Annotated in this window: 18 protein-coding genes; 4 read left to right on the top strand and 14 right to left on the bottom strand. The window is 38.1% G+C overall.

Annotation, left to right across the window (positions count from 1 at the left end):
* Positions 1 to 35: 35 nt before the first annotated feature.
* Positions 36 to 455 (bottom strand): nucleoside-diphosphate kinase, encoded by a 420-nt coding sequence (locus QF042_RS24335; RefSeq protein WP_307532744.1) that lies wholly within the window; start codon positions 453 to 455, stop codon positions 36 to 38.
* A gap of 242 nt (positions 456 to 697) precedes the next feature.
* Between QF042_RS24335 and QF042_RS24330 the strand changes: the two genes are divergently transcribed.
* From QF042_RS24330 to QF042_RS24320, 3 genes are all read left to right on the top strand, one after another.
* Complete coding sequence (locus QF042_RS24330; RefSeq protein WP_307532743.1) at positions 698 to 1,708, top strand: bifunctional oligoribonuclease/PAP phosphatase NrnA; 1,011 nt, start codon at positions 698 to 700, stop codon at positions 1,706 to 1,708.
* Between the two features lie 46 nt (positions 1,709 to 1,754).
* Entirely contained in the window at positions 1,755 to 2,750 is a 996-nt protein-coding gene (locus QF042_RS24325) for an FKBP-type peptidyl-prolyl cis-trans isomerase (RefSeq protein WP_307532742.1), read from the top strand.
* Positions 2,751 to 3,083: 333 nt separating this feature from the next.
* A complete protein-coding gene (locus QF042_RS24320; RefSeq protein WP_307532741.1) occupies positions 3,084 to 4,052 on the top strand; it encodes an FKBP-type peptidyl-prolyl cis-trans isomerase in 969 nt (322 codons plus the stop codon).
* A 52-nt stretch (positions 4,053 to 4,104) separates the two neighbouring features.
* Here QF042_RS24320 and QF042_RS24315 read toward each other — a convergent pair whose 3' ends face one another.
* The 12 genes from QF042_RS24315 to eat all read right to left on the bottom strand — a co-directional run bounded on the left by QF042_RS24315 (position 4,105) and on the right by eat (position 15,448).
* Positions 4,105 to 4,377 carry a hypothetical protein gene (locus tag QF042_RS24315; RefSeq protein ID WP_307532740.1) on the bottom strand — a complete coding sequence of 91 codons (273 nt, stop codon included), beginning with the start codon at positions 4,375 to 4,377 and terminating at the stop codon, positions 4,105 to 4,107.
* Complete coding sequence (locus QF042_RS24310) at positions 4,361 to 4,576, bottom strand: CYTH domain-containing protein (protein WP_307532739.1); 216 nt, start codon at positions 4,574 to 4,576, stop codon at positions 4,361 to 4,363. The genes QF042_RS24315 and QF042_RS24310 overlap by 17 nt, the downstream gene beginning before the upstream one ends.
* Entirely contained in the window at positions 4,576 to 4,968 is a 393-nt protein-coding gene (locus QF042_RS24305; RefSeq protein WP_307532738.1) for an ACT domain-containing protein, read from the bottom strand. The genes QF042_RS24310 and QF042_RS24305 overlap by 1 nt, the downstream gene beginning before the upstream one ends.
* 1 nt (position 4,969) lies before the next feature.
* Positions 4,970 to 6,919 carry a beta-N-acetylhexosaminidase gene (locus QF042_RS24300; RefSeq protein WP_307532737.1) on the bottom strand — a complete coding sequence of 650 codons (1,950 nt, stop codon included), beginning with the start codon at positions 6,917 to 6,919 and terminating at the stop codon, positions 4,970 to 4,972.
* Between the two features lie 272 nt (positions 6,920 to 7,191).
* Positions 7,192 to 7,836, bottom strand: coding sequence for a hypothetical protein (locus QF042_RS24295; RefSeq protein WP_307532736.1), 645 nt, complete (start codon positions 7,834 to 7,836; stop codon positions 7,192 to 7,194).
* 30 nt (positions 7,837 to 7,866) lie between these two features.
* Positions 7,867 to 8,469 carry a hypothetical protein gene (locus QF042_RS24290; protein WP_307532735.1) on the bottom strand — a complete coding sequence of 201 codons (603 nt, stop codon included), beginning with the start codon at positions 8,467 to 8,469 and terminating at the stop codon, positions 7,867 to 7,869.
* 59 nt (positions 8,470 to 8,528) lie between these two features.
* Positions 8,529 to 8,918, bottom strand: a complete 390-nt coding sequence (locus QF042_RS24285) for an STAS/SEC14 domain-containing protein (RefSeq protein WP_307532734.1) — start codon at positions 8,916 to 8,918, stop codon at positions 8,529 to 8,531.
* 4 nt (positions 8,919 to 8,922) lie between these two features.
* On the bottom strand, positions 8,923 to 10,287 hold the full coding sequence (locus QF042_RS24280) for an aldehyde dehydrogenase family protein (protein ID WP_307532733.1): 1,365 nt from the start codon (positions 10,285 to 10,287) through the stop codon (positions 8,923 to 8,925).
* A 54-nt stretch (positions 10,288 to 10,341) separates the two neighbouring features.
* The gene (locus tag QF042_RS24275) at positions 10,342 to 11,073 is read right to left on the bottom strand and encodes a gamma-glutamyl-gamma-aminobutyrate hydrolase family protein (RefSeq protein ID WP_307532732.1); all 732 of its coding nucleotides are present in this window, start codon (positions 11,071 to 11,073) and stop codon (positions 10,342 to 10,344) included.
* Between the two features lie 123 nt (positions 11,074 to 11,196).
* On the bottom strand, positions 11,197 to 12,345 hold the full coding sequence (locus QF042_RS24270) for an iron-containing alcohol dehydrogenase (RefSeq protein WP_307532731.1): 1,149 nt from the start codon (positions 12,343 to 12,345) through the stop codon (positions 11,197 to 11,199).
* A 428-nt stretch (positions 12,346 to 12,773) separates the two neighbouring features.
* Complete coding sequence (locus QF042_RS24265) at positions 12,774 to 14,135, bottom strand: glutamine synthetase family protein (protein WP_307532730.1); 1,362 nt, start codon at positions 14,133 to 14,135, stop codon at positions 12,774 to 12,776.
* The gene (eat, locus tag QF042_RS24260) at positions 14,135 to 15,448 is read right to left on the bottom strand and encodes an ethanolamine permease (RefSeq protein WP_307532729.1); all 1,314 of its coding nucleotides are present in this window, start codon (positions 15,446 to 15,448) and stop codon (positions 14,135 to 14,137) included. Before eat ends, QF042_RS24265 begins: the two co-directional genes overlap by 1 nt.
* Positions 15,449 to 15,702: 254 nt before the next feature.
* Here eat and QF042_RS24255 point away from each other — a divergent pair, with 254 nt between their 5' ends.
* Positions 15,703 to 17,733, top strand: coding sequence for a M48 family metallopeptidase (locus tag QF042_RS24255; protein ID WP_307532728.1), 2,031 nt, complete (start codon positions 15,703 to 15,705; stop codon positions 17,731 to 17,733).
* Between the two features lie 39 nt (positions 17,734 to 17,772).
* Here the strand turns inward: QF042_RS24255 and yiaA are convergent, their stop codons facing one another.
* The gene (yiaA, locus tag QF042_RS24250) at positions 17,773 to 18,180 is read right to left on the bottom strand and encodes an inner membrane protein YiaA (protein ID WP_086549109.1); all 408 of its coding nucleotides are present in this window, start codon (positions 18,178 to 18,180) and stop codon (positions 17,773 to 17,775) included.
* Positions 18,181 to 18,309 lie beyond the last annotated feature (129 nt).

Below are 18,309 nucleotides of genomic sequence, written 5' to 3'. Positions count from 1 at the left end.
TTCGGGGCTTTATTGTAAATTTTTTGTGTGGAGAATTAGAAACGTTCGTCTGCTTTGAAGAAGAAGTTACCTTCAATTTCTGCATTCTCGTCAGAATCTGAACCGTGAACAGCGTTTGCATCGATTGATTTTGCATATTTCTGACGGATGGTGCCTTCTGCAGCTTCAGCCGGGTTAGTAGCGCCGATCAATTTTCTGAAATCTTCAACTGCGTTGTCTTTTTCTAAAATAGCAGCAACAATAGGTCCCGAAGACATAAAACTTACTAAATCTTTATAAAAAGGACGCTCAGCGTGAACAGCATAGAACTGACCTGCAGTTTCGGCTGTAAGTTTAGTATATTTTAATGCAATGATTTTGAAACCAGCATTAGTAATGTCGTTAATGATTGATCCGATATGGCCGTTTACTACTGCATCTGGCTTGATCATGGTAAAAGTTCTGTTAGTGCTCATTGTGCTTTTGATATCAAATTTTTTGCAAAAATACGTTTTAATTGATGAATAAGCAATAAACATTGTTCTTCGGTTGTGAATCGAGGTTAGTAATCGATCATTAGGCTTTAAAGGGATAATTGAGCTTTTTTTATGCTACATAATTCTGTTAATCTTAATCTCTTTTAAAACTATGATCTTACTAATCCTAAAATCCTTTAATCCTAATCTAAATTTACTTAGCTTTGCAGCGCAAAAAATATATGCTTACATTAACTGAATTAAAAACATTATTGGCTACGCCACAACGAATTGTGATCACTACGCATCACAAACCCGATGGCGATGCGATGGGTTCATCTCTTGGTTTATATGGATATTTAATTCAAAAAGGCCATCATGTTAAGGTAATCACACCAACAGATTACCCAACTTTTTTGCATTGGATGCCAAATAATGGCGATGTAATTATTTTTACTGAGCAACAAGAAGAAGCAGCCAGGTTAGTGGATGAAGCTTCGCTCATTTTTTGTCTTGATTTTAATACCCTTAGCCGCATTAATGAATTAGGCGAATTGGTTAGGGCTGCAGGTGCTAAAAAGATCATGATCGATCATCACCTCGAACCTGAAGATTTTGATGATTACCGCCATTGGGATATCAATGCCTGTGCTGCTGCGCAGTTGGTTTACGATTTTATTGTTAACCAATTGGAAGATAAAGCGGGGATCAATAAAGATGTTGCCGCTTGTTTGTATACTGGTATCATGACGGATTCCGGATCTTTCCGCTTTCCATCAGCAACAGCCGACGTTTATCGTATTGCTGCCGATCTGATAGATCTTGGTGCGGAGCATTCGAAAATCCACCAACTGGTATACGATAATGCGAGCGAAAATCGTTTACGCTTTTTGGGTTATTGCCTGTCAAACAAGTTAGAAGTAATAAGAGAATACAATACCGCCATTATTTCGGTTACAAAAGAAGAACTGGCACAATACCATAGCGCAACCGGTGATACAGAGGGTGTGGTAAACTATGCATTATCAATTAACGGTATCCGTTTAGCCGCATTAATTGTTGAACGTACGGATAAGGTTAAATTATCTGTGAGGTCTACAGGCGATTTTCCGGCCAACGAAATCTGTAAAAAGTATTTTAATGGCGGTGGCCATAGAAATGCGGCAGGTGGTGCAGCAGAAAAACCTTTAGCTGATGTAGTAAACGAATTTAAAACGATATTAGCAGAATACAAAGAACAATTGATTGCTTAAACACAAGAAATAAAACAATAAACTTAAAAAAGTCAAAATTAAATAAATGAAAAAAGGAATTATTATTCTAGCAGCAGCCACCTTAGGTTTAGCGGCATGTAACAAAGAGAAAAAGGGAGCCGGTGGGTTATTGTATACCATTCACCACTCGGCAGGTAACGAGAAAATCAAAGAAGGCGATATCGTTAAAATGAATTTTATCCAGAAAAACGATAAGGATTCAGTTTTATCAAGCACTTTCGATAGCGAAACTCCTGCAGTATTTCCTGCTCAGAAAAAAATGTATGCTGGTGATATGAACGATGTTTTAACATTGTTTGGAGAAGGCGATAGCGCTACTTTTAAAGTAAACTTAGATACTATGGCACTTCATAGTAAACAACCTAAACCAGAGCAGTTTAAAAATGATAAATACATTACTTTTACGGTTAAAATTGAAAAAGTGTTCAAGAAAAAAACTGGCGAAGCTGATTCTACCTTTAATAAAAGAGCCACAGAGTTTTTCCAGGCTGATTACAAAGCTGCTTCAGAAAAAAGAAAAGCTGCTGAACCTGCAAAATTGAAAAGCTATTTAGAAGATACTAAATTAGCAACCAAAACTACTGCAAGTGGTTTACACTACATCATTGAAAAACCAGGTAGTGCAGAAAAACCTGCTTTAGGCGATACCGTACTAATTGATTATACTGGTAGAGTAACTAAAAAAGGTAAAGATGGTAAATACAAAATCTTCGATACAAGTGATGAGAAACTGGCTAAAGCAGAAAACGAATTTAAACCAGGTAAACCTTACGGCCCGCAAAAAATGCCAGTTGGCGGTACAATCCCAGGATTTACTGAAGCTTTACAGTTAATTGGTAAAGGTGGTAAAATTAAAGTGATTATCCCTTCTAACTTAGGTTACGGCGAGCAAGGCGCACCACAAGTGGGTATCATGCCGTTCAGTCCAATTGCTTTCGATTTAGAAATCAAAGATATTATCAAAGGAAAACCAGCTGCAGCAGCTCCAGTACAAATGCCTGCGCCGGTAGTTAAAAAATAATTTCTTAAGATATTTTAAAATCCTGCTTATTATTTAGGCAGGATTTTTTTTTGGCTGTATCATAAGCTGTAATTCCATTCAATTTGTCACGTTGAGCTTGTCGAAACGCCTTTCGAGATATTTAAACAGTCCTTCGACAGACTCAGGATGACAATTCTATATTTATGATACAGTGGAGCCTCTTTTTTTGCCCATCTTTTTTTGATACTGGGCCGAGAAATAAAGCGTTTCAAAGATTTATAAAAACTTTTATAACCTATCTTTGTAGTGATCTAATAAAACAGTAAGCATTTTGAAATAGGATCTGTAAACTGTTTTTAATAAATAAACTAAATGAAAAAGGGAACTATTATACTCTTGGCAGCGGCATTAGGCCTGTCTGCCTGTAACAAATTCGAAAAGGGTGAAGGAGATATGACTTACAAGATCTATAAAAGTGATGGTAAGCCGAAAATTCAGGATGGCGATTATGTAAAGTTAAACGGTGTTCAAACGGTAGAAACCAATACCAACCCCGATTCGGTAATGGTAAATACCTATGATAATGAACGTCCGGCTTTCTTTGCCATTAGCAAATCGATGTTTAAAGGCGATTTAGCCTCTGGTTTAAAATTGCTTGGTGAAGGAGATAGCGCTGTTTTTAAGTTGAACCTGGATTCGATGGAGAAATATTCAGGTCAGCCTAAACCAAAAGGATTAAAATCAAATATTGCTTCTTTCACCATTAAAATTGAGAAAGTGTTGCATAAAGGGAAAGATCCCGATTCTATTTTCGAAGCGAAGAAACGTCTTTTTTTTGAATCGGAATACAAAGCACTAAATGAAAAAAATAAAGTAGTAGAACCTGCTAAAATTGCAAAATACGTTGCCGAGAATGATTTAAAGGTAACTACAGCGCCATCTGGACTGCAGTATGTAATTTATGCCCCAGGCAACTCAGAAAGAGCAACTTTAACCGATACGGTATTAATGGACTACACAGGCCAGTTTACCAATAAAAAATCGAATGGAACATTGAATGTTTTTGATACTTCAAATGCTAAAATTGCAAAAGAGGCTGGAATTTTCTCTGAAAGCGTTCAATATGTACCGCGCAGCTTACCATTAGGCCAATTGCCACAAGGGGTTATTCAGGGAATTCAGCTGATTGGCGTTGGTGGTAAGATTAAAATGATTTTGCCATCGAAACTGGGTTTCGGCGAAAACGGAGGTGGACCAATTAATCCATTTACACCCTTGGTTTTTGATGTAGAACTGAAAGGTATTATTAAGCCTGGCGTAACAACGCCCTTGGCTAAATAGAATAATTTTAGACCTTATAGGTTTTCGAAACCTATAAGGTCTCTTTATAAATCTAAACCCAATCTTTAAAAGGCTTAACCGTTAAATTGGAGTTATAATACTTTTCTTCTTTGGTAACTTCTGTGGTTACCCAATCTGGCAAATCGAAAACCTCGTCTTCGCTTTCAAGCTCAATTTCGGCAACGATTAAGCCTTTATTGTCACCTAAAAATACATCTATCTCCCAAACCTTACCGCTAACTGTAATTTCATAGCGTGTTTTCGAAAGCTCGGATAAGGAGAAATTATCTAATAATTCTGTGGCTTCGTCAACCCGGGATTTCATATTCGTACTCCATCCGTGTGGCACCAATCGTTTGACCTTTTATGGTTAAAAAGCCTTTGGTTGCTGTTGCTCTTACACGTATGGTTTTATCTTTGTCTGTAAGTAAATAACCTTGTCTAAAAAGTTTTCCTTCCGGTTTGCTCAGGTTATTCCACTTTTGCTGATCGATCAAAAACTTACGTTCTATTTCTTTACCCATTATTTGGAGAGTTGTTCTAAAATATTCATCGCTGCCCCGTTATCTTTCACATTCACAAATATATGGTCGTGATAATAGCCCGCGATTACATTGCAGCTTATGCCTTTTTCGGCTAGGGCAACTGAAAATGCTGCTGTTAAACCTACGGCTTCTAAAGAAGAGTGTACGGTTAATGTGATCCAAGAAGCGATAAAAGTATATTCAAGACCCAAATGATCTGCAATTTCTTTTTTTAAGACCACCGTGGTTGCTTCTTGTTCTTTGAATAAACAAATCGCCAGGTTGATATCTATTGTGTTTGGATGTTCAACCCTACAGAATACAAATTCGCCAGGGTTATGCACTGGTTTCATTGTTTTTAGCAGTTTTGCTAAACTTTTCTCTCCCGTCATTTTATCTTGCTCTTTTCTGCAGGTCAGCAACAGGCATACTGATCAATCTTCCAATCGGTTGTTTCCCACGATAAGTAATTACACGTAACATACTGGCATCTTTTGGTACCTGTAGTGCGGCTGTGTATTTCGGGTAAAAGCGATCAGGAGTAGAGTTGTCGAAGCTATAGTAGATATCCAAACCATCTATTTCTGGAGTTAATTCGATCATTAACTGTTTATCAGCACTGCGTTTTACCGTAAAAATCGGATCGTAAATAGCAGGTGAGTATTTAATCTCTGCTAAATCTAACCGTTTGAAGTGTTGTTGTGTACGGTCAACAAAATTTGTCCAGTTTTTCTTTTCAATGGGACTCCAGATCGATTCTGCAATGGCAAACGCACGTGGCCAAAGCATATATTCTACCTGGCGAAAAGTAAATACCTGTTCTGTCCAAAGGTTGGCCTGTGCACCGATAATATATTGCGCATTTACGCCTGCAGGTATCGGGTTAAACTGATAGGCTTTATTTAATCTTAGCGATGCGTAAACTTTAGGTTCGGTGATGGGGTCAGCCTGCATATAATCCAAGTAGGCGAAATCAGTCGGACTCATTACCACATTGTGTTTTTCGTTAGCTGCCTGGATGCCATATTTCATTCCTCTCCAGCTCATTACGGCTGCGGTTGGCGATACACCACCCTCAAGAATTTCGTCCCAACCCATAAACTTTTTACCTTTCGAAATCACGATTTGTTCAACACGTTTTTCAAAATAGGCCTGCACCTGAGGAATGGTTTTTAAACCTTCGCGTTGCATTAAAGCTTTAACCTGATCGTTCTTTTCCCAGAAATTATGAGGGGCTTCGTCGCCACCCATGTGGATGTACTCGAAAGGAAAAAGTTTCGCTACCTGGGTAAGTACCGAATCTAAAAAGACATAAACTTTCTCGTTTGCCGGGCAAAGCGTATTATCAAGCAAAGCTGTTGGCGGGGCACCACGGCTCCAATCCATAATTTTTTCGCCTGAGCGTACTTTATAATTAACCGCATCGGGTGTGCAGGATAATTCAGGGTAAGAAGCGATAATAGCTAAACTATGCCCCGGAACATCGATTTCTGGTAATATGTTTACAAAGCGGTCCTGTGCATACTGCACAAGTTCTTTAATATCTTCTTGTGTATAAAAACCCCCATAAGTACGGGGTTCATCAGGAGTAGGCGGGGTAAAATCGCCAAAAGTCCCAGTTTTTTTAACACTCCATGCACCTACTTCGGTTAATTTAGGCAAGCCTTTAATTTCGATTCTCCAGCCTTCATCATCTGCGAGATGTAAATGCAACAGATTGAATTTATAACGGACCATATCGTCAATAAACTGCTTTACTTCTTGCTTAGTAAAAAAATGACGGGCTACATCAAACATTAAACCTCTCCATCCTAATTTCGGATAATCTACCACATCAACACAAGGTGCCTTCCATTTAATATCATTTACCAGTTCCTTGCTTTCTATTTCGGCTGGGAAAAGTTGAAGCAATGACTGAACGCCATAAAAAATCCCTGCAGGCTGGTTAGCTGTAATTACAACCTGAGTGGGATTAACATTTAGTCTGTAACCTTCTTTACCTAGTTGAGTATCTTCCTGGGTGTTTAAGATCAGTTTAATAGTTGGGTGACTTGAATTACTTACGGTGCTTACAAATTTACCTGTTGCCATGCTAATCCGATCAGAAAGGTAAGTGATAGATTGTTTTAATTCTCCACTCTTAACAGTCTGGATGGTTACATTTTCTGGCAAGGTAAAAGTACCTGCCTTTTTCATTAAGGATACAGGCTCGGGGATGATGGCAATGGGTGTTTGCACAACTGCGCTTTCGGAATCGCCGATTTCAGTTTCTGTAACAATAGATTGAGCGAAGGTATTGGCTGCAAAAAAACAGCAGGAGATAATCAGGAATAATTTTTTCATTAAAATAATTAAAGCGGGTTAACCGAATAAGTATAATCCGCAATTTATTAAAAAAGATTTTAATAGGAGGTATTTGTGTGGAAGGAAATGTGCAAAACTAAATATTCGTCAGTATGAGCGGAGTCGAAGACTTAACCACAAATGGGTTGTATTGCTAGGTGATGAGCTAAGTTTACGGTGGTTCGTGAAGACACGTAAATGTTTTTGTCATTCTGAACGCAGTGAAGAATCTTTTAGAATAAATAGTGTTGTTTATTGGTTCCTTTTTGAGACTATTTTGCCTCAAATCCTTTTAATATCGTTTCAATAACACTGTATAAAACTCCTGTATTCCAATCATCTAAATAACTATATCCTTTATTGATATTTGATGGGTTTTGTTTTGAAAAGATGGCAAAATAAGTGCGGTAATTTTTGGTGCCTACATCAGGCCAAAGCAACGATTTTTCTTCTTCCTTAATAAATTTTGCGGATTTAATTTTGATGCCAGATTCCTCGAAAGTCACATTTGCCAAAATGAATGGTGTTTTTTGACTAAACAGTGCTAAATAATGGTCTACTAACCCATCGAAATAGCTTTCCCATAATTGATTTAATATTTCGGCATATTGATTATACAAATGGACTTTATTGATGCCATAATAAGAACCGAAACTTATTTTGATCATTTCCCCATCGCTGTTCTTAATCAATAATTGATACTTTCTTCCTACGATAAATTCAAATCCTCTAATCCATTTAATACCAAAACGGTATGCTAACGGCTCTTCTTTAGATAAATCAGTTATTGTAGGGACTGATAATTTTTGACTACCAAATAGTATTGATTGTGGCGTAAATGATAAATTTTTAGGCTTTCGATCAAAGTAGGTCTGTTTAATTAACCAATTCTTCTGATTGTTATCTGGAGCGATCATGCATTAATTATTAATATTGAATAACAAATTTTAGTCTTCTGCTTCTACCTTTTTTTTGTTAAATTTCTTAATAAGAGTTGTTAACGTACCTTTTCCTTTTTCCATACGTCTGATTTTTCCAGTATTTTCATGAATGAAATAGTCGATTACCTGCTGGCTGTACTTTTCCTTTCTGAAGATTTCTATGAGATCTGAAATAAGTGTGGCAGGTGTACCAAAAAGCCCTGGCCTCGACCACCAGCCTAATGCAAGTGTGGTGAGCATACTCTTTAAACGGAAACTTTTTGCACATGTTGAACATATGATCTGAAGTTTTTGTTCATGATTATACCAAATCAGATAGGATATTATCGTATTAAAGGTATAGCCATATAATTCGTTTTCATTGTTACAATGGGTACAAACAGAATTCTTGATCTCGTTAATTAAGTTCGTCCTTTCGATTCCCTCGTAAAAGTTAGTTTCCTCTGCTACAAATTTGATCAATTCTGTACCTAAATTCCTTTTTATGATTTCATCGTTCAATAAGGATACAACTTCTTTTCGTAACCCTTTAGCCTCTGAAATAATTTTTAGAATTGTAGTATCATCATACTTTTCATAGTTTTTGCGGATGTCTTCTAAGGGGATCATTGTGTTTTCTTCTTTTAAGGTTATCGGGATCAAAGCAAATTACACTGTTGAAGTTTAGTTTACAAAAATTGCCTTAACCATGCCCTGGCTTTTTCATCATCAGTAAATGATTTAATTGGGATAGGAGGGTTTTGAAACTTAAACAGGATCTTCATAATCAATTGAGCTAAGCCAGGTTTCGAAACCATTGCCATAGCCGTATAAATTTGAGGTAGCTGCTTTGTAGAAAATTTTCGTGTTTCTTTGTCCGGAACAGGGGAATTTTTTAAGTAAATTAACAATGGAACCCTCTTGTTATTGGTGATTTCCTTCACCAGTGCAACATTGGCCGAAATATTTTCTACCGTACGTAAAATGCTTTTACTGTAAGAAATCAGGATCCCATCATCAGTTAATAAATAATCGGCAATTTCGCCTTCAATAAGTTGATTATCGCTGTCGTTTCTCATTTTATTATCCCCTTAAATGATACGCTTTTGGTTTGGTAAAGGCTCTTAATCCCTGATGGGATAAGGTAGCGCCAATACCCGAATGCTTTCTTCCGCTCCAGGGCAGTGCTGCGCTTACCCTGTCGCAGCAATTCCAATAACCCGAACCAGCATCTAACTGGGCCAATATTTTTTCAGCCTTTGCCTGGCTGGCGGTATAAACCGATGCGGTTAATCCATAAGCGGTATCTTTCATCATATTTAAGGCCTCATTATCATCTTTCACCTTCATAATACCGATAATCGGTCCAAAACTTTCTTCCTGCATCACCAGCATATCGTTAGTAACATCGGTTAAAACGGTTGGTTCAAAATAATAACCTTTTCCCTCAATGGCTTTACCACCAGTTAATAATTTTGCGCCTTTACTTAAGGCATCTTTAACCTGATTTTCTAATACCGAAATCTGTTCTTTTCGTGTTAATGCACCAATGTACACACCATCGGTTGTGGGAAGGCCGGTTTTCCAGCTTTTAACCTCAGTAACGAAAGCATTCAAATAGTCATTGTAATTTTTCTCATGTACATAAATACGTTCTACAGCGCAGCAACTTTGTCCATTATTGTAAAAGGCACCATCGGCTGTGCCAATAGCAGCGGAGGTAACATCGGTTACATCTTCAGCTATGTACAATGGATCTTTTCCGCCTAATTCCAATTGGCAGGGAACCATTTTTGACGCCACTTTTTCGTAGATCAATTTCCCTGTTTTGTAGGAGCCGGTGAAGAAATAACCATCAAAGTCCATTTCTAATAATGCTGCTCCAGTTTCTTTTGCACCAACGGCAATTTGAAAAACATTGTCGGGTACCCCTGCTTTTTTTAATAGTTTTTCAATCTGTATTCCGGTTAAAGTGGCGTATTCTGATGGTTTATATAACACAGCATTGCCACTTAATAAGGCCGGAATAAAAACATTTAACCCAACAAGATAAGGATAATTCCAGGCAGAGATATTGCACACTACACCTAGTGGTTCATATTTAATTACTTCTTTTAAGCCTGGCTCATCAACCATCACTTCATCTGCCAGGTATTTTTCAGTATTGGCCAACATCCATTTGATACGGGCTCTTGCGCCATTAATTTCATTGCGCGATTGTTGCAATGGCTTGCCTACTTCGCTGGTTAGCACAGCGGCCAGTTCTTCTATTTCAATCTCCAGTAAATCACTAAACTGGATAATAACAGAAATTCTTTCGCTAAGGGTTTTGCTCGCCCATTGAGGTTGAGCCTTTTTTAAAGCATCAAATTTGGTTTGAAGCGTAGATGAATTGTCTTCCGCTAAACTGGTAATAATTTCTGCTGTTGCTGGGTTGATGATCTGCATGTTTTTGTATGATTTCTGGATTAAAGGGATTACACAGATTTAAGTTTCGTTAATTTATTTGCCTTGAATCTTAAAATCCAATAATCCGTTAATCTTAATTGAATTAATAAAAGCCTTGTGTATATTTTTACTAAAGGGCCCCTGTTGATCTTTTAACCTTTCGGGATGCCATTGTACAAATAACAGAAAGGATTTCCCTTCGGGTTCCATCCGCTCCATTGCTTCAGTAACGCCATCGGGAGAGATTGCACTTACCACCAAGCCTTTTCCGGTTTTATCGGTGCTTTGATGGTGGTTACTGTTTACTAAGCCTTTATCGGTATTCACAATCTGGTTTAGCCATGAGGATGGATTGATGATGATTTCGTGATAGCGGTCTGATTTATCGTGCATTTTGGAATGATCGAATTTTCCCCATGTTGGGATATCGGGAATCAAAGTTCCGCCAAAAAACACATTTCCCACCTGCATGCCCCGGCAAATGCCCAAAATGGGGATTGAATTGGCTTCGGTATAGGTTAAAACCTTAAATTCAAACTCATCACGTTCTTGGTCAATATCATCTTCATAACAATAAGGATAATATTCAGGTTGGTTGTAAAAACGAGGATGAACATCTTCACCTCCGGTTAAAACAATCCCATCGCATTTTTTGATCTCGTCGAAATTGTTAAGCTTGTACCCGAGCTGGATTACCTCTACATTTTTATTGTAGGATAAAACCCAATCCCGGTAGATGTCGAATTTACTACAGTCGGTAACACCAATTATTATTTTATCAGACATAGTCTTTTATATTTTAGCCACAGATTTTCACAGATGAGCACAGATTTAGATTGTAATTTTTTGATTTAAGTGATACAAAGACTTTATCCGTGTTTATCCTTTTTATCTGTGGTTAATATCGCTTTAGAGCGCATTTAGATATAACTGTTTAAAATCTTCTCTGCTTACCGGTTTAGGATTGTTTGGATGTGCAAAATCTGCAAAGGCTAAATCGGCAAGTGTTTCGATATGTTCATTTTTAACGCCAATATCACTCAATTTATGCGGAATATTCACCTTCGTGTTCAAATCGAACAGATATTTTACAACAGCTTCGCCATTTTCATCTTTGAGGTCCAATGTTCTGGCGATCTTTTTAAAACGGTCTTCAAAACCTGCAATATTAAACTGCATGCCATAAGGAATATTTACGGCATTGGCTAAACCGTGATGAGTATCTAACAATGATGAAAGGGGGTGAGCCAGTGAGTGCACCACACCCAACCCTTTTTGAAAGGCAATGGCTCCCATCATCGAAGCCATTAACATTTTACTACGGCTTTCTAAATCAGGATTGTTGGTTGCGCGCTCCAGCGAATCTTTGATCAGCGAAATTCCTTCCAATGCTATTCCATCACACATGGGATGGAAATTTTTGGCCAGGTAAGCTTCCATGTTGTGCGTTAAGGCATCCATACCTGTTGCGGCAGTGATAAAGGGCGGTAAATCCATCGTTAACTCCGGGTCTGCAAATACGATCTGCGCCATTAATTTTGGCGAGAACAGAATTTTTTTCTGGTGAGTTTCGTCATCAGCAATAATCGCACTGCGGCCAACCTCGCTTCCGGTGCCCGATGTGGTTGGAATGGTGATGAAATGCGGAACCTCATTGGTTACATAAATATCACCACCGATTAAATCATCATATTTGAATAAATCTTCGCGGTGGTTAACACGCAACACAATTGCACGGGCAACATCTAAAGCGGCACCACCGCCAATACCAATAATACTGTCGCGATTAGTGGCATCCCAAACCTCGGTGCCTTTGTAAACATCGCTTTTTACCGGATTTTTATGGATGTCGTTAAAAACCTCGACTGAAATGCCTTTTATCTTTAAATTTTCAACGATTTTTTTAAAAAAGGGAAGCTGTGCAATGGTAACGTCGGTAACAATTAACGGTGCCTTTAGATTGTTCTTAATGATGTAGGCAGGCAACTCTTTTACTGCGCCAGCACCAAAACGGATCGTTGTAGGGAAATTAAACTGATGGATTTTATCAAATATCATGACAATTGTTTTTTCTTTTGTTTAACCACCTTAGGTGTCTGAGTGCACCTAAGGGTGAGTTGTTATTTTACTGTTTATTAAAAACCTAACTATATACAGTTAGCTAAGGTGTTCTAAGGTGTTCTAAGGTGTTCTAAGGTGACTTAGGTGGTCAGACTTTTACTTGCTTTATTTTATCTTTTTACCACCTAAGCCACCTGAGTCATCTAAGATTGGGTGCTAAAAAACAAGTTTCTGAATCAAATGACTAATAACAGGTTAGAAAATCGATCGTCATTTCGACTGGAGCGCAGTCCCGAACTTTCGGGATAGAAATCTTTGAACTATGTTAAAAAGATTTCTCCACTACGGTCGAAATGACGATTCGCCTAAACTTATTATCCACCACTTTCCTTTCTTTTTCTTAAACTGCCTCTTAGAGCGATTTACTAAATAATTTCTAAATATCTTTTTAGCTCCCAGTCGGTTACTACTTTGGCATATTGTTTACATTCCCATTCGCGGGTCATGGTAAAATGATCAACGAAATCTGTACCCAATAATGCTGCGGCTAAGTCAGAATTTTTCATCTTTTGCGTTGCTTCAAATAAATTACGCGATAGTGTGCCGTTCGATAAATCGGTATATCCATTACCTTTGGTTGCCGGTTGTTCGAGTTTTAATTTATTTTTAACACCATACATTCCAGCAGCCAAACAGGCCGAAAGTGCCAGGTATGGATTGGTATCGGAACCTACTATCCGTGTTTCTAAACGCGAAGCCTTTTTGCTTCCAGGTAATGCACGCAATGCCGTTGTACGGTTATCAATTCCCCAGGTTACTGTTGTGGGTGCCCATGCGCCTTCAACTAAACGTTTATAACTGTTTATGGTAGGGGCTATCATTGGTAAAAGGTATGGAAGGCAATGCAGTTGACCAGCGATATAATTTTTCATTATTTCGCTCATTTTATCTGCATCTTTTTCATCATAGAACAAATTTGTCTTCTTGTCCGCATCCCACAGACTTTGGTGCACATGACCACTGCATCCCGGTAAATTTTCGCTTATTTTGGCCATAAATGTAGCGAGGATACCGTGTTTATAGGCGATTTCTTTTACGGCTGTTTTAAATAATATCGCTTGATCGGCAGCTTGTAAAGCAGGAGCATATTTTATAGCAGCTTCGTAAACCCCTGGACCGGTTTCGGTATGCAAACCTTCAATAGGGATGTCGAATTTGTTCAGCAGATCGAACAGATCACTCATAAATTCATTTTTGTAAGTACTCCTTAAAATAGAATAACCAAACATGCCCGGACTTAAGGGTTTTAAATTGGCAAAACCTTTCTCGTGGATGCTTTCTGGCGTTTCCGAAAAATTAAACCACTCAAATTCCTGTGCAAAAAGCGGCGAAAATCCTTCACTTTCACATTCGGTAATTACTTTTTTTAACAGCTGTCTTGGGCATACAAAATTTGCCTTATCCTGGTCATCAATAAAATCGCCCAAAAAGAAAGGTACTTCATTTTCCCATGGGATTTTCCGGAATGTCGACAGATCGATTTTAACCTGAGCGTCGGGATAGCCGGTATGCCAGCCTGTATATTTTCCATTTTCGTAAGCCACATCCCCCGCATCCCAACCAAAGGTAACGTCACAGAAACCCAGGCGACCTTCAACCAGGGATGCGAATTTTTCGGCAGCTACATATTTTCCTCTTAAAATACCGTCGATATCGGCAACGGCTAATTTTACTTTTCCAGCCGGGTGATTTTTAACGTAATCCAGAATTTCTTTGCTCGTACTCATTAATCTGCCTTTTTAAAGATTTTATATAGAAGAAATATGCCTAAAACAATGCCCGAATAAATTAAACCTAATTTAAGATTATATATCAGCATTGCGATGAAAGAAACGCAGGAAATAATTAAGGCAATAATGGGGAATAACGGATAAACCGGGGTTTTGAAAGGTCTTGCCATTTCGGGATTCTTTTTCCGCAGTACCATTACCGAAATCATCGAAATGATGTATAAAGTTAGTGCCCCAAACACAGAAATGATAATAATCTCAGCTGTTTTGCCCGATAAAAGGGCGATGATACCAATTACCATATTGCCAATTAACGCATTTGCGGGCGTTTGAAATTTAGGAGAAATTTTCCCTAGGAAACCCGGAATGCTTTTCACCCGTCCCATTTCGTAAGTAGAACGACCTGCTGCCAAAACCAGGCCATGGAAGGAGGCGACCAGACCAAATAAGCCAACTGTAATGAGTAAATGATACATCAGGTGGTTATCGCCTGTGATCATCGAAAGGGCAAGCGGTAAGGGCGAATCAGAGGTTTCGCCCGACTTTCCGTTTTTATATACGATGGCTTCCCAACCGCCAATGCCAACGGTGGAGATAAAAACAAGCACACATAATATCACCAACGTAAATATGCCCCAGCCAAAACCCTTGCTAATATCGCGCTGTGGATTCTTGGTTTCCTCTGCCACATTTGCAACGCCTTCAATGCCCAGGAAAAACCAGATGGCAAATGGAATAGCGGCAAAAACACCGCTCCAGCCATTTGGGAAATTGTTATGGATCAGGTTTTCTGTATGAAATTTAGGTAACGTAATTCCGGAGAATAACAGCAGTTCGCCAACAGCTAAAACGGTAATAATTACTTCGAATGAAGCCGCGGCTTTTACACCATATACATTTAGCGCTGTAAAGATAAAGTACACTGCAATTGCACTGGTAAGAATGGGTACCTGAGGAAAGAAAGCATTAAAATAAGCACCAATGGCAAATGCAATAGCAGGTGGTGCAAAGATAAATTCGACCATTTGGGCAATACCGGCAATAAAACCGATGTTTTTGCCGAGCGCCGCATTCGCATAATCGAAAACACCACCGGCTTTTGGTATAGCGCAGGCCAGTTCGGCATAACTGAAACTAAAGGTCACATACATGATCATGATGGCCACTGTGGCGATAGCCATGCCCAAGGTGCCACCTTTTTCGAGGCCAAGGTTCCAGCCAAAATACATTCCCGAAATCACATATCCTACGCCAAGCCCCCATAGCATAAAAGGGGTAAGTGTTTTTTTTAAGCTATCTTTTTGTTCCATTGGCAGGATTTACAAGATTGAAATAGGTTTATATTATTTGCTCGAAAATGATAAACTATTAGCCTCGGTATCTGATGTTTAAAGTAGTAATTATTTTTCGAATCATTTAGATAAACGGTGGCAATTGCCACAAGAATTTTATTGTTAATTTTTTAAAATACCTTTTAGGCATTTAGAGGTTTTGTTATCTTGCATGACCAAACAATATTTTTATGCACAAAAACGCTCTCCAGCCCTCCGAAAATTTCAAGAAGATGGCAGCCAAGTCTGTACAAGCCATTACCTTATTCGTTGCTACCTATATAGTATTAATAATATTTACATTGGCGCTAACCGCAGTTTCCTGTTATTTGGGGATAAAGCTGATGGAATACATCAGCTCTTCCATTACTTTTATTTTGGGCATCGGTTTGATAGGTTTTGGTTTTATGATCCTATTTTTTCTGGTCAAGTTTATGTTTAAGAGCAATAAGCTGGACAGGTCTCATTTATTGGAAATTACCAGGGCCGATCAGCCTGAAATCTTTAAAATGATTGATGAAATTGTTTTAAGCGTACAAACAGATTTTCCGAAAAAAGTATACCTATCGAATGAGGTTAATGCTGCCGTTTTTTACGATTCGAACTTTTGGAGCATGTTTTTTCCTGTGCGCAAAAACCTGATGATCGGATTTGGGCTGATCAATACTACCACTGCTGATGAACTGCGTGCAATATTGGCCCATGAGTTTGGCCACTTTTCGCAAAGGAGCATGAAGGTTGGTATTTATGTATACCAGTTTAATAAAATTATTTACGATATGCTTTATGATAATGAAAGTTATGATAAAGTAACACGGGGCATAGCGAGCGCAAGTTCTTATATTGGTATTTTTGTGTTAATTTCTGATAAGATAATCGGTTTGATGCAGCAGATCCTAGTGCGTGTTTATCAGGTTTTAAGTGAGAGTTATAGCAAACTTTCACACGAAATGGAATTTCATGCCGATGCAGTTGCCGCAGTAACCGTAGGTTCTAAACCGCTTGTTGATTCGTTATTGCGCATGCAGCTCGCAAACCGTTCAGTGGATATTATCTGTAACTACTACGAAAGAAAAATCGATGAGTGTGTTATTTCGGCAAATATTTTTCCGCAACAGATTTTAGTAATGAATTTTTTGGCTAAAAGGAATAAACTGCCTTTCGAAAATGGACTTCCGCAGGTAAGCATTGGCTATTACAACCGCTTTAACAAATCAAAAATATCCTTTTCCAATCAATATGGTTCACATCCCGAAACCGATGAGCGTATTAAAAGATTAAATGATCTCGGAATTCCTGTTGCAAAACCATACCATGAGATGGCGAACTCGCTACTTGTTGATCAGGAAAAAATAGCTGAAAAATTTACGGCACAGATATTTCAGCATGCGGTTTACCGAGAGCAACCATTGGTACAGCAATTTAGTGACTTTGAAGCGGATTTTTTGAAAGAAAATGATCAAAATTCTTATCCAGATATTTTTAATGGTTATTTCGATTATAGAAATCCCTATCATCAATTTAACATAGATGTATTTGATCTGCCAACAATTCCATCTGAATTGAGCGTTGAAGAGTTTTTTGATGATACCAACTTAAGCGTAATGTATGAGCTGAAGGCATTGGAAGCTGATCTGACTACGATAGATAATATAGATTCGCAGGTGATCAATGTTAAAACGTTTAATTACGACGGCAAAAAGTATTCGCTGGCTGATTGTAGGGCAATGATCGATTATTTGAAGGATGAAATAAGTAAAAAAAATGAGCAATTGGCCCTACTCGACGTAAAGGTTTTTGAATATTTCAGGTTTTTGGCAAAAGAAAATCAAACTGAAGCAACATTTAAATCGCTTTCAATCAAATATAAGCAGGTAGCTGAAGAGTTTACTGTTCAAGAGAATGCTTATTTAGATCTGGCCAATGCAACAAGATTTATGCATACATCAGCATCCAAAGAAATGATCAAAAGAAAGATGGTGGTGGTTAAAAAAGAAGAGAAAAAATTTAAGGATTGTTTGATTGCAATCGTTAACGATGATGAGTACGCCAATTTAATAACCGAAGAGGCAAAAACAGCCCTAGCGGAGTACTTAAAACATGATTACAAGTATTTTGGAGCAGATCTTTATTTTGATGAAGAGCTTAAGGACTTATTTTTTGCGATGAATTTTTTCGGAGGAGTAATATCCGAACGACATTTCCTTACTAAAAAAGAACTTCTGAACTTTGATGCAAAGTTGATAAATCCGGTATTTAGTTAACGTAAAAAAGCCAGTAATTAATCTTACTGGCTTTGATGCTTATTCCGAATCGCGGTTTTTATTCGCTATCTGGCTGTCTCTCGTGTTTTTCTGCACTGTAATGGCGCCAAACAGCGAGAGTAAAAAGGCAAAGGCATAAAACCCTTTTTCGCTGGGCAGCAAAGTAGCATTCCACAAACCAATCACCAATAAGGTAATGGTTAACAGCGTAGAGAACCAACTGATGCCGTAATAAATTTCAGTAACCGGAATTCCTTCCAATTTATCGCGAACAGCTTTTTGTAAAGAGATTACGGCGAAAAGGCCAAACATCAATACGGTAAAATAATATCCTTTTTCATTGAGAAGCATATCAGAACGCCACAGGCCTACAATAAAGCCGATCATTCCGATACCTAATGCAAGCCAGGCAGCTGCCACGAATGCATTCGATGGTTTTTGATTCATTGTTTTGAGATTTAATTTAATTCAATAGACAACGCTAAAGATTGGCAAAAGGTATAAAAATTAAAAGATAGTATTTTAAGTTATTTTAAAAAACTAGCTTACTGGGAAGTGCAGAACCAAACAAAATCA

Source organism: Pedobacter sp. W3I1 (assembly GCF_030816015.1).
In the GTDB taxonomy this organism is placed as follows: domain Bacteria; phylum Bacteroidota; class Bacteroidia; order Sphingobacteriales; family Sphingobacteriaceae; genus Pedobacter.
Note: the sequence above shows the minus strand (reverse complement) of the source record. Positions and strands in the feature narration are given on the sequence as shown.

Excerpts from the sequence above, each read along its gene's own strand:
- QF042_RS24335 (WP_307532744.1), bottom strand. The coding sequence starts at position 455 with ATGAGCACTAACAGAACTTTTACCATGATCAAGCCAGATGCAGTAGTA.
- QF042_RS24330 (WP_307532743.1), top strand. The coding sequence starts at position 698 with ATGCTTACATTAACTGAATTAAAAACATTATTGGCTACGCCACAACGA.
- QF042_RS24325 (WP_307532742.1), top strand. The coding sequence starts at position 1,755 with ATGAAAAAAGGAATTATTATTCTAGCAGCAGCCACCTTAGGTTTAGCG.
- QF042_RS24320 (WP_307532741.1), top strand. The coding sequence starts at position 3,084 with ATGAAAAAGGGAACTATTATACTCTTGGCAGCGGCATTAGGCCTGTCT.
- QF042_RS24315 (WP_307532740.1), bottom strand. The coding sequence starts at position 4,377 with ATGAAATCCCGGGTTGACGAAGCCACAGAATTATTAGATAATTTCTCC.
- QF042_RS24310 (WP_307532739.1), bottom strand. The coding sequence starts at position 4,576 with ATGGGTAAAGAAATAGAACGTAAGTTTTTGATCGATCAGCAAAAGTGG.
- QF042_RS24305 (WP_307532738.1), bottom strand. The coding sequence starts at position 4,968 with ATGACGGGAGAGAAAAGTTTAGCAAAACTGCTAAAAACAATGAAACCA.
- QF042_RS24300 (WP_307532737.1), bottom strand. The coding sequence starts at position 6,919 with ATGAAAAAATTATTCCTGATTATCTCCTGCTGTTTTTTTGCAGCCAAT.
- QF042_RS24295 (WP_307532736.1), bottom strand. The coding sequence starts at position 7,836 with ATGATCGCTCCAGATAACAATCAGAAGAATTGGTTAATTAAACAGACC.
- QF042_RS24290 (WP_307532735.1), bottom strand. The coding sequence starts at position 8,469 with ATGATCCCCTTAGAAGACATCCGCAAAAACTATGAAAAGTATGATGAT.
- QF042_RS24285 (WP_307532734.1), bottom strand. The coding sequence starts at position 8,918 with ATGAGAAACGACAGCGATAATCAACTTATTGAAGGCGAAATTGCCGAT.
- QF042_RS24280 (WP_307532733.1), bottom strand. The coding sequence starts at position 10,287 with ATGCAGATCATCAACCCAGCAACAGCAGAAATTATTACCAGTTTAGCG.
- QF042_RS24275 (WP_307532732.1), bottom strand. The coding sequence starts at position 11,073 with ATGTCTGATAAAATAATAATTGGTGTTACCGACTGTAGTAAATTCGAC.
- QF042_RS24270 (WP_307532731.1), bottom strand. The coding sequence starts at position 12,345 with ATGATATTTGATAAAATCCATCAGTTTAATTTCCCTACAACGATCCGT.
- QF042_RS24265 (WP_307532730.1), bottom strand. The coding sequence starts at position 14,135 with ATGAGTACGAGCAAAGAAATTCTGGATTACGTTAAAAATCACCCGGCT.
- eat (WP_307532729.1), bottom strand. The coding sequence starts at position 15,448 with ATGGAACAAAAAGATAGCTTAAAAAAAACACTTACCCCTTTTATGCTA.
- QF042_RS24255 (WP_307532728.1), top strand. The coding sequence starts at position 15,703 with ATGGCAGCCAAGTCTGTACAAGCCATTACCTTATTCGTTGCTACCTAT.
- yiaA (WP_086549109.1), bottom strand. The coding sequence starts at position 18,180 with ATGAATCAAAAACCATCGAATGCATTCGTGGCAGCTGCCTGGCTTGCA.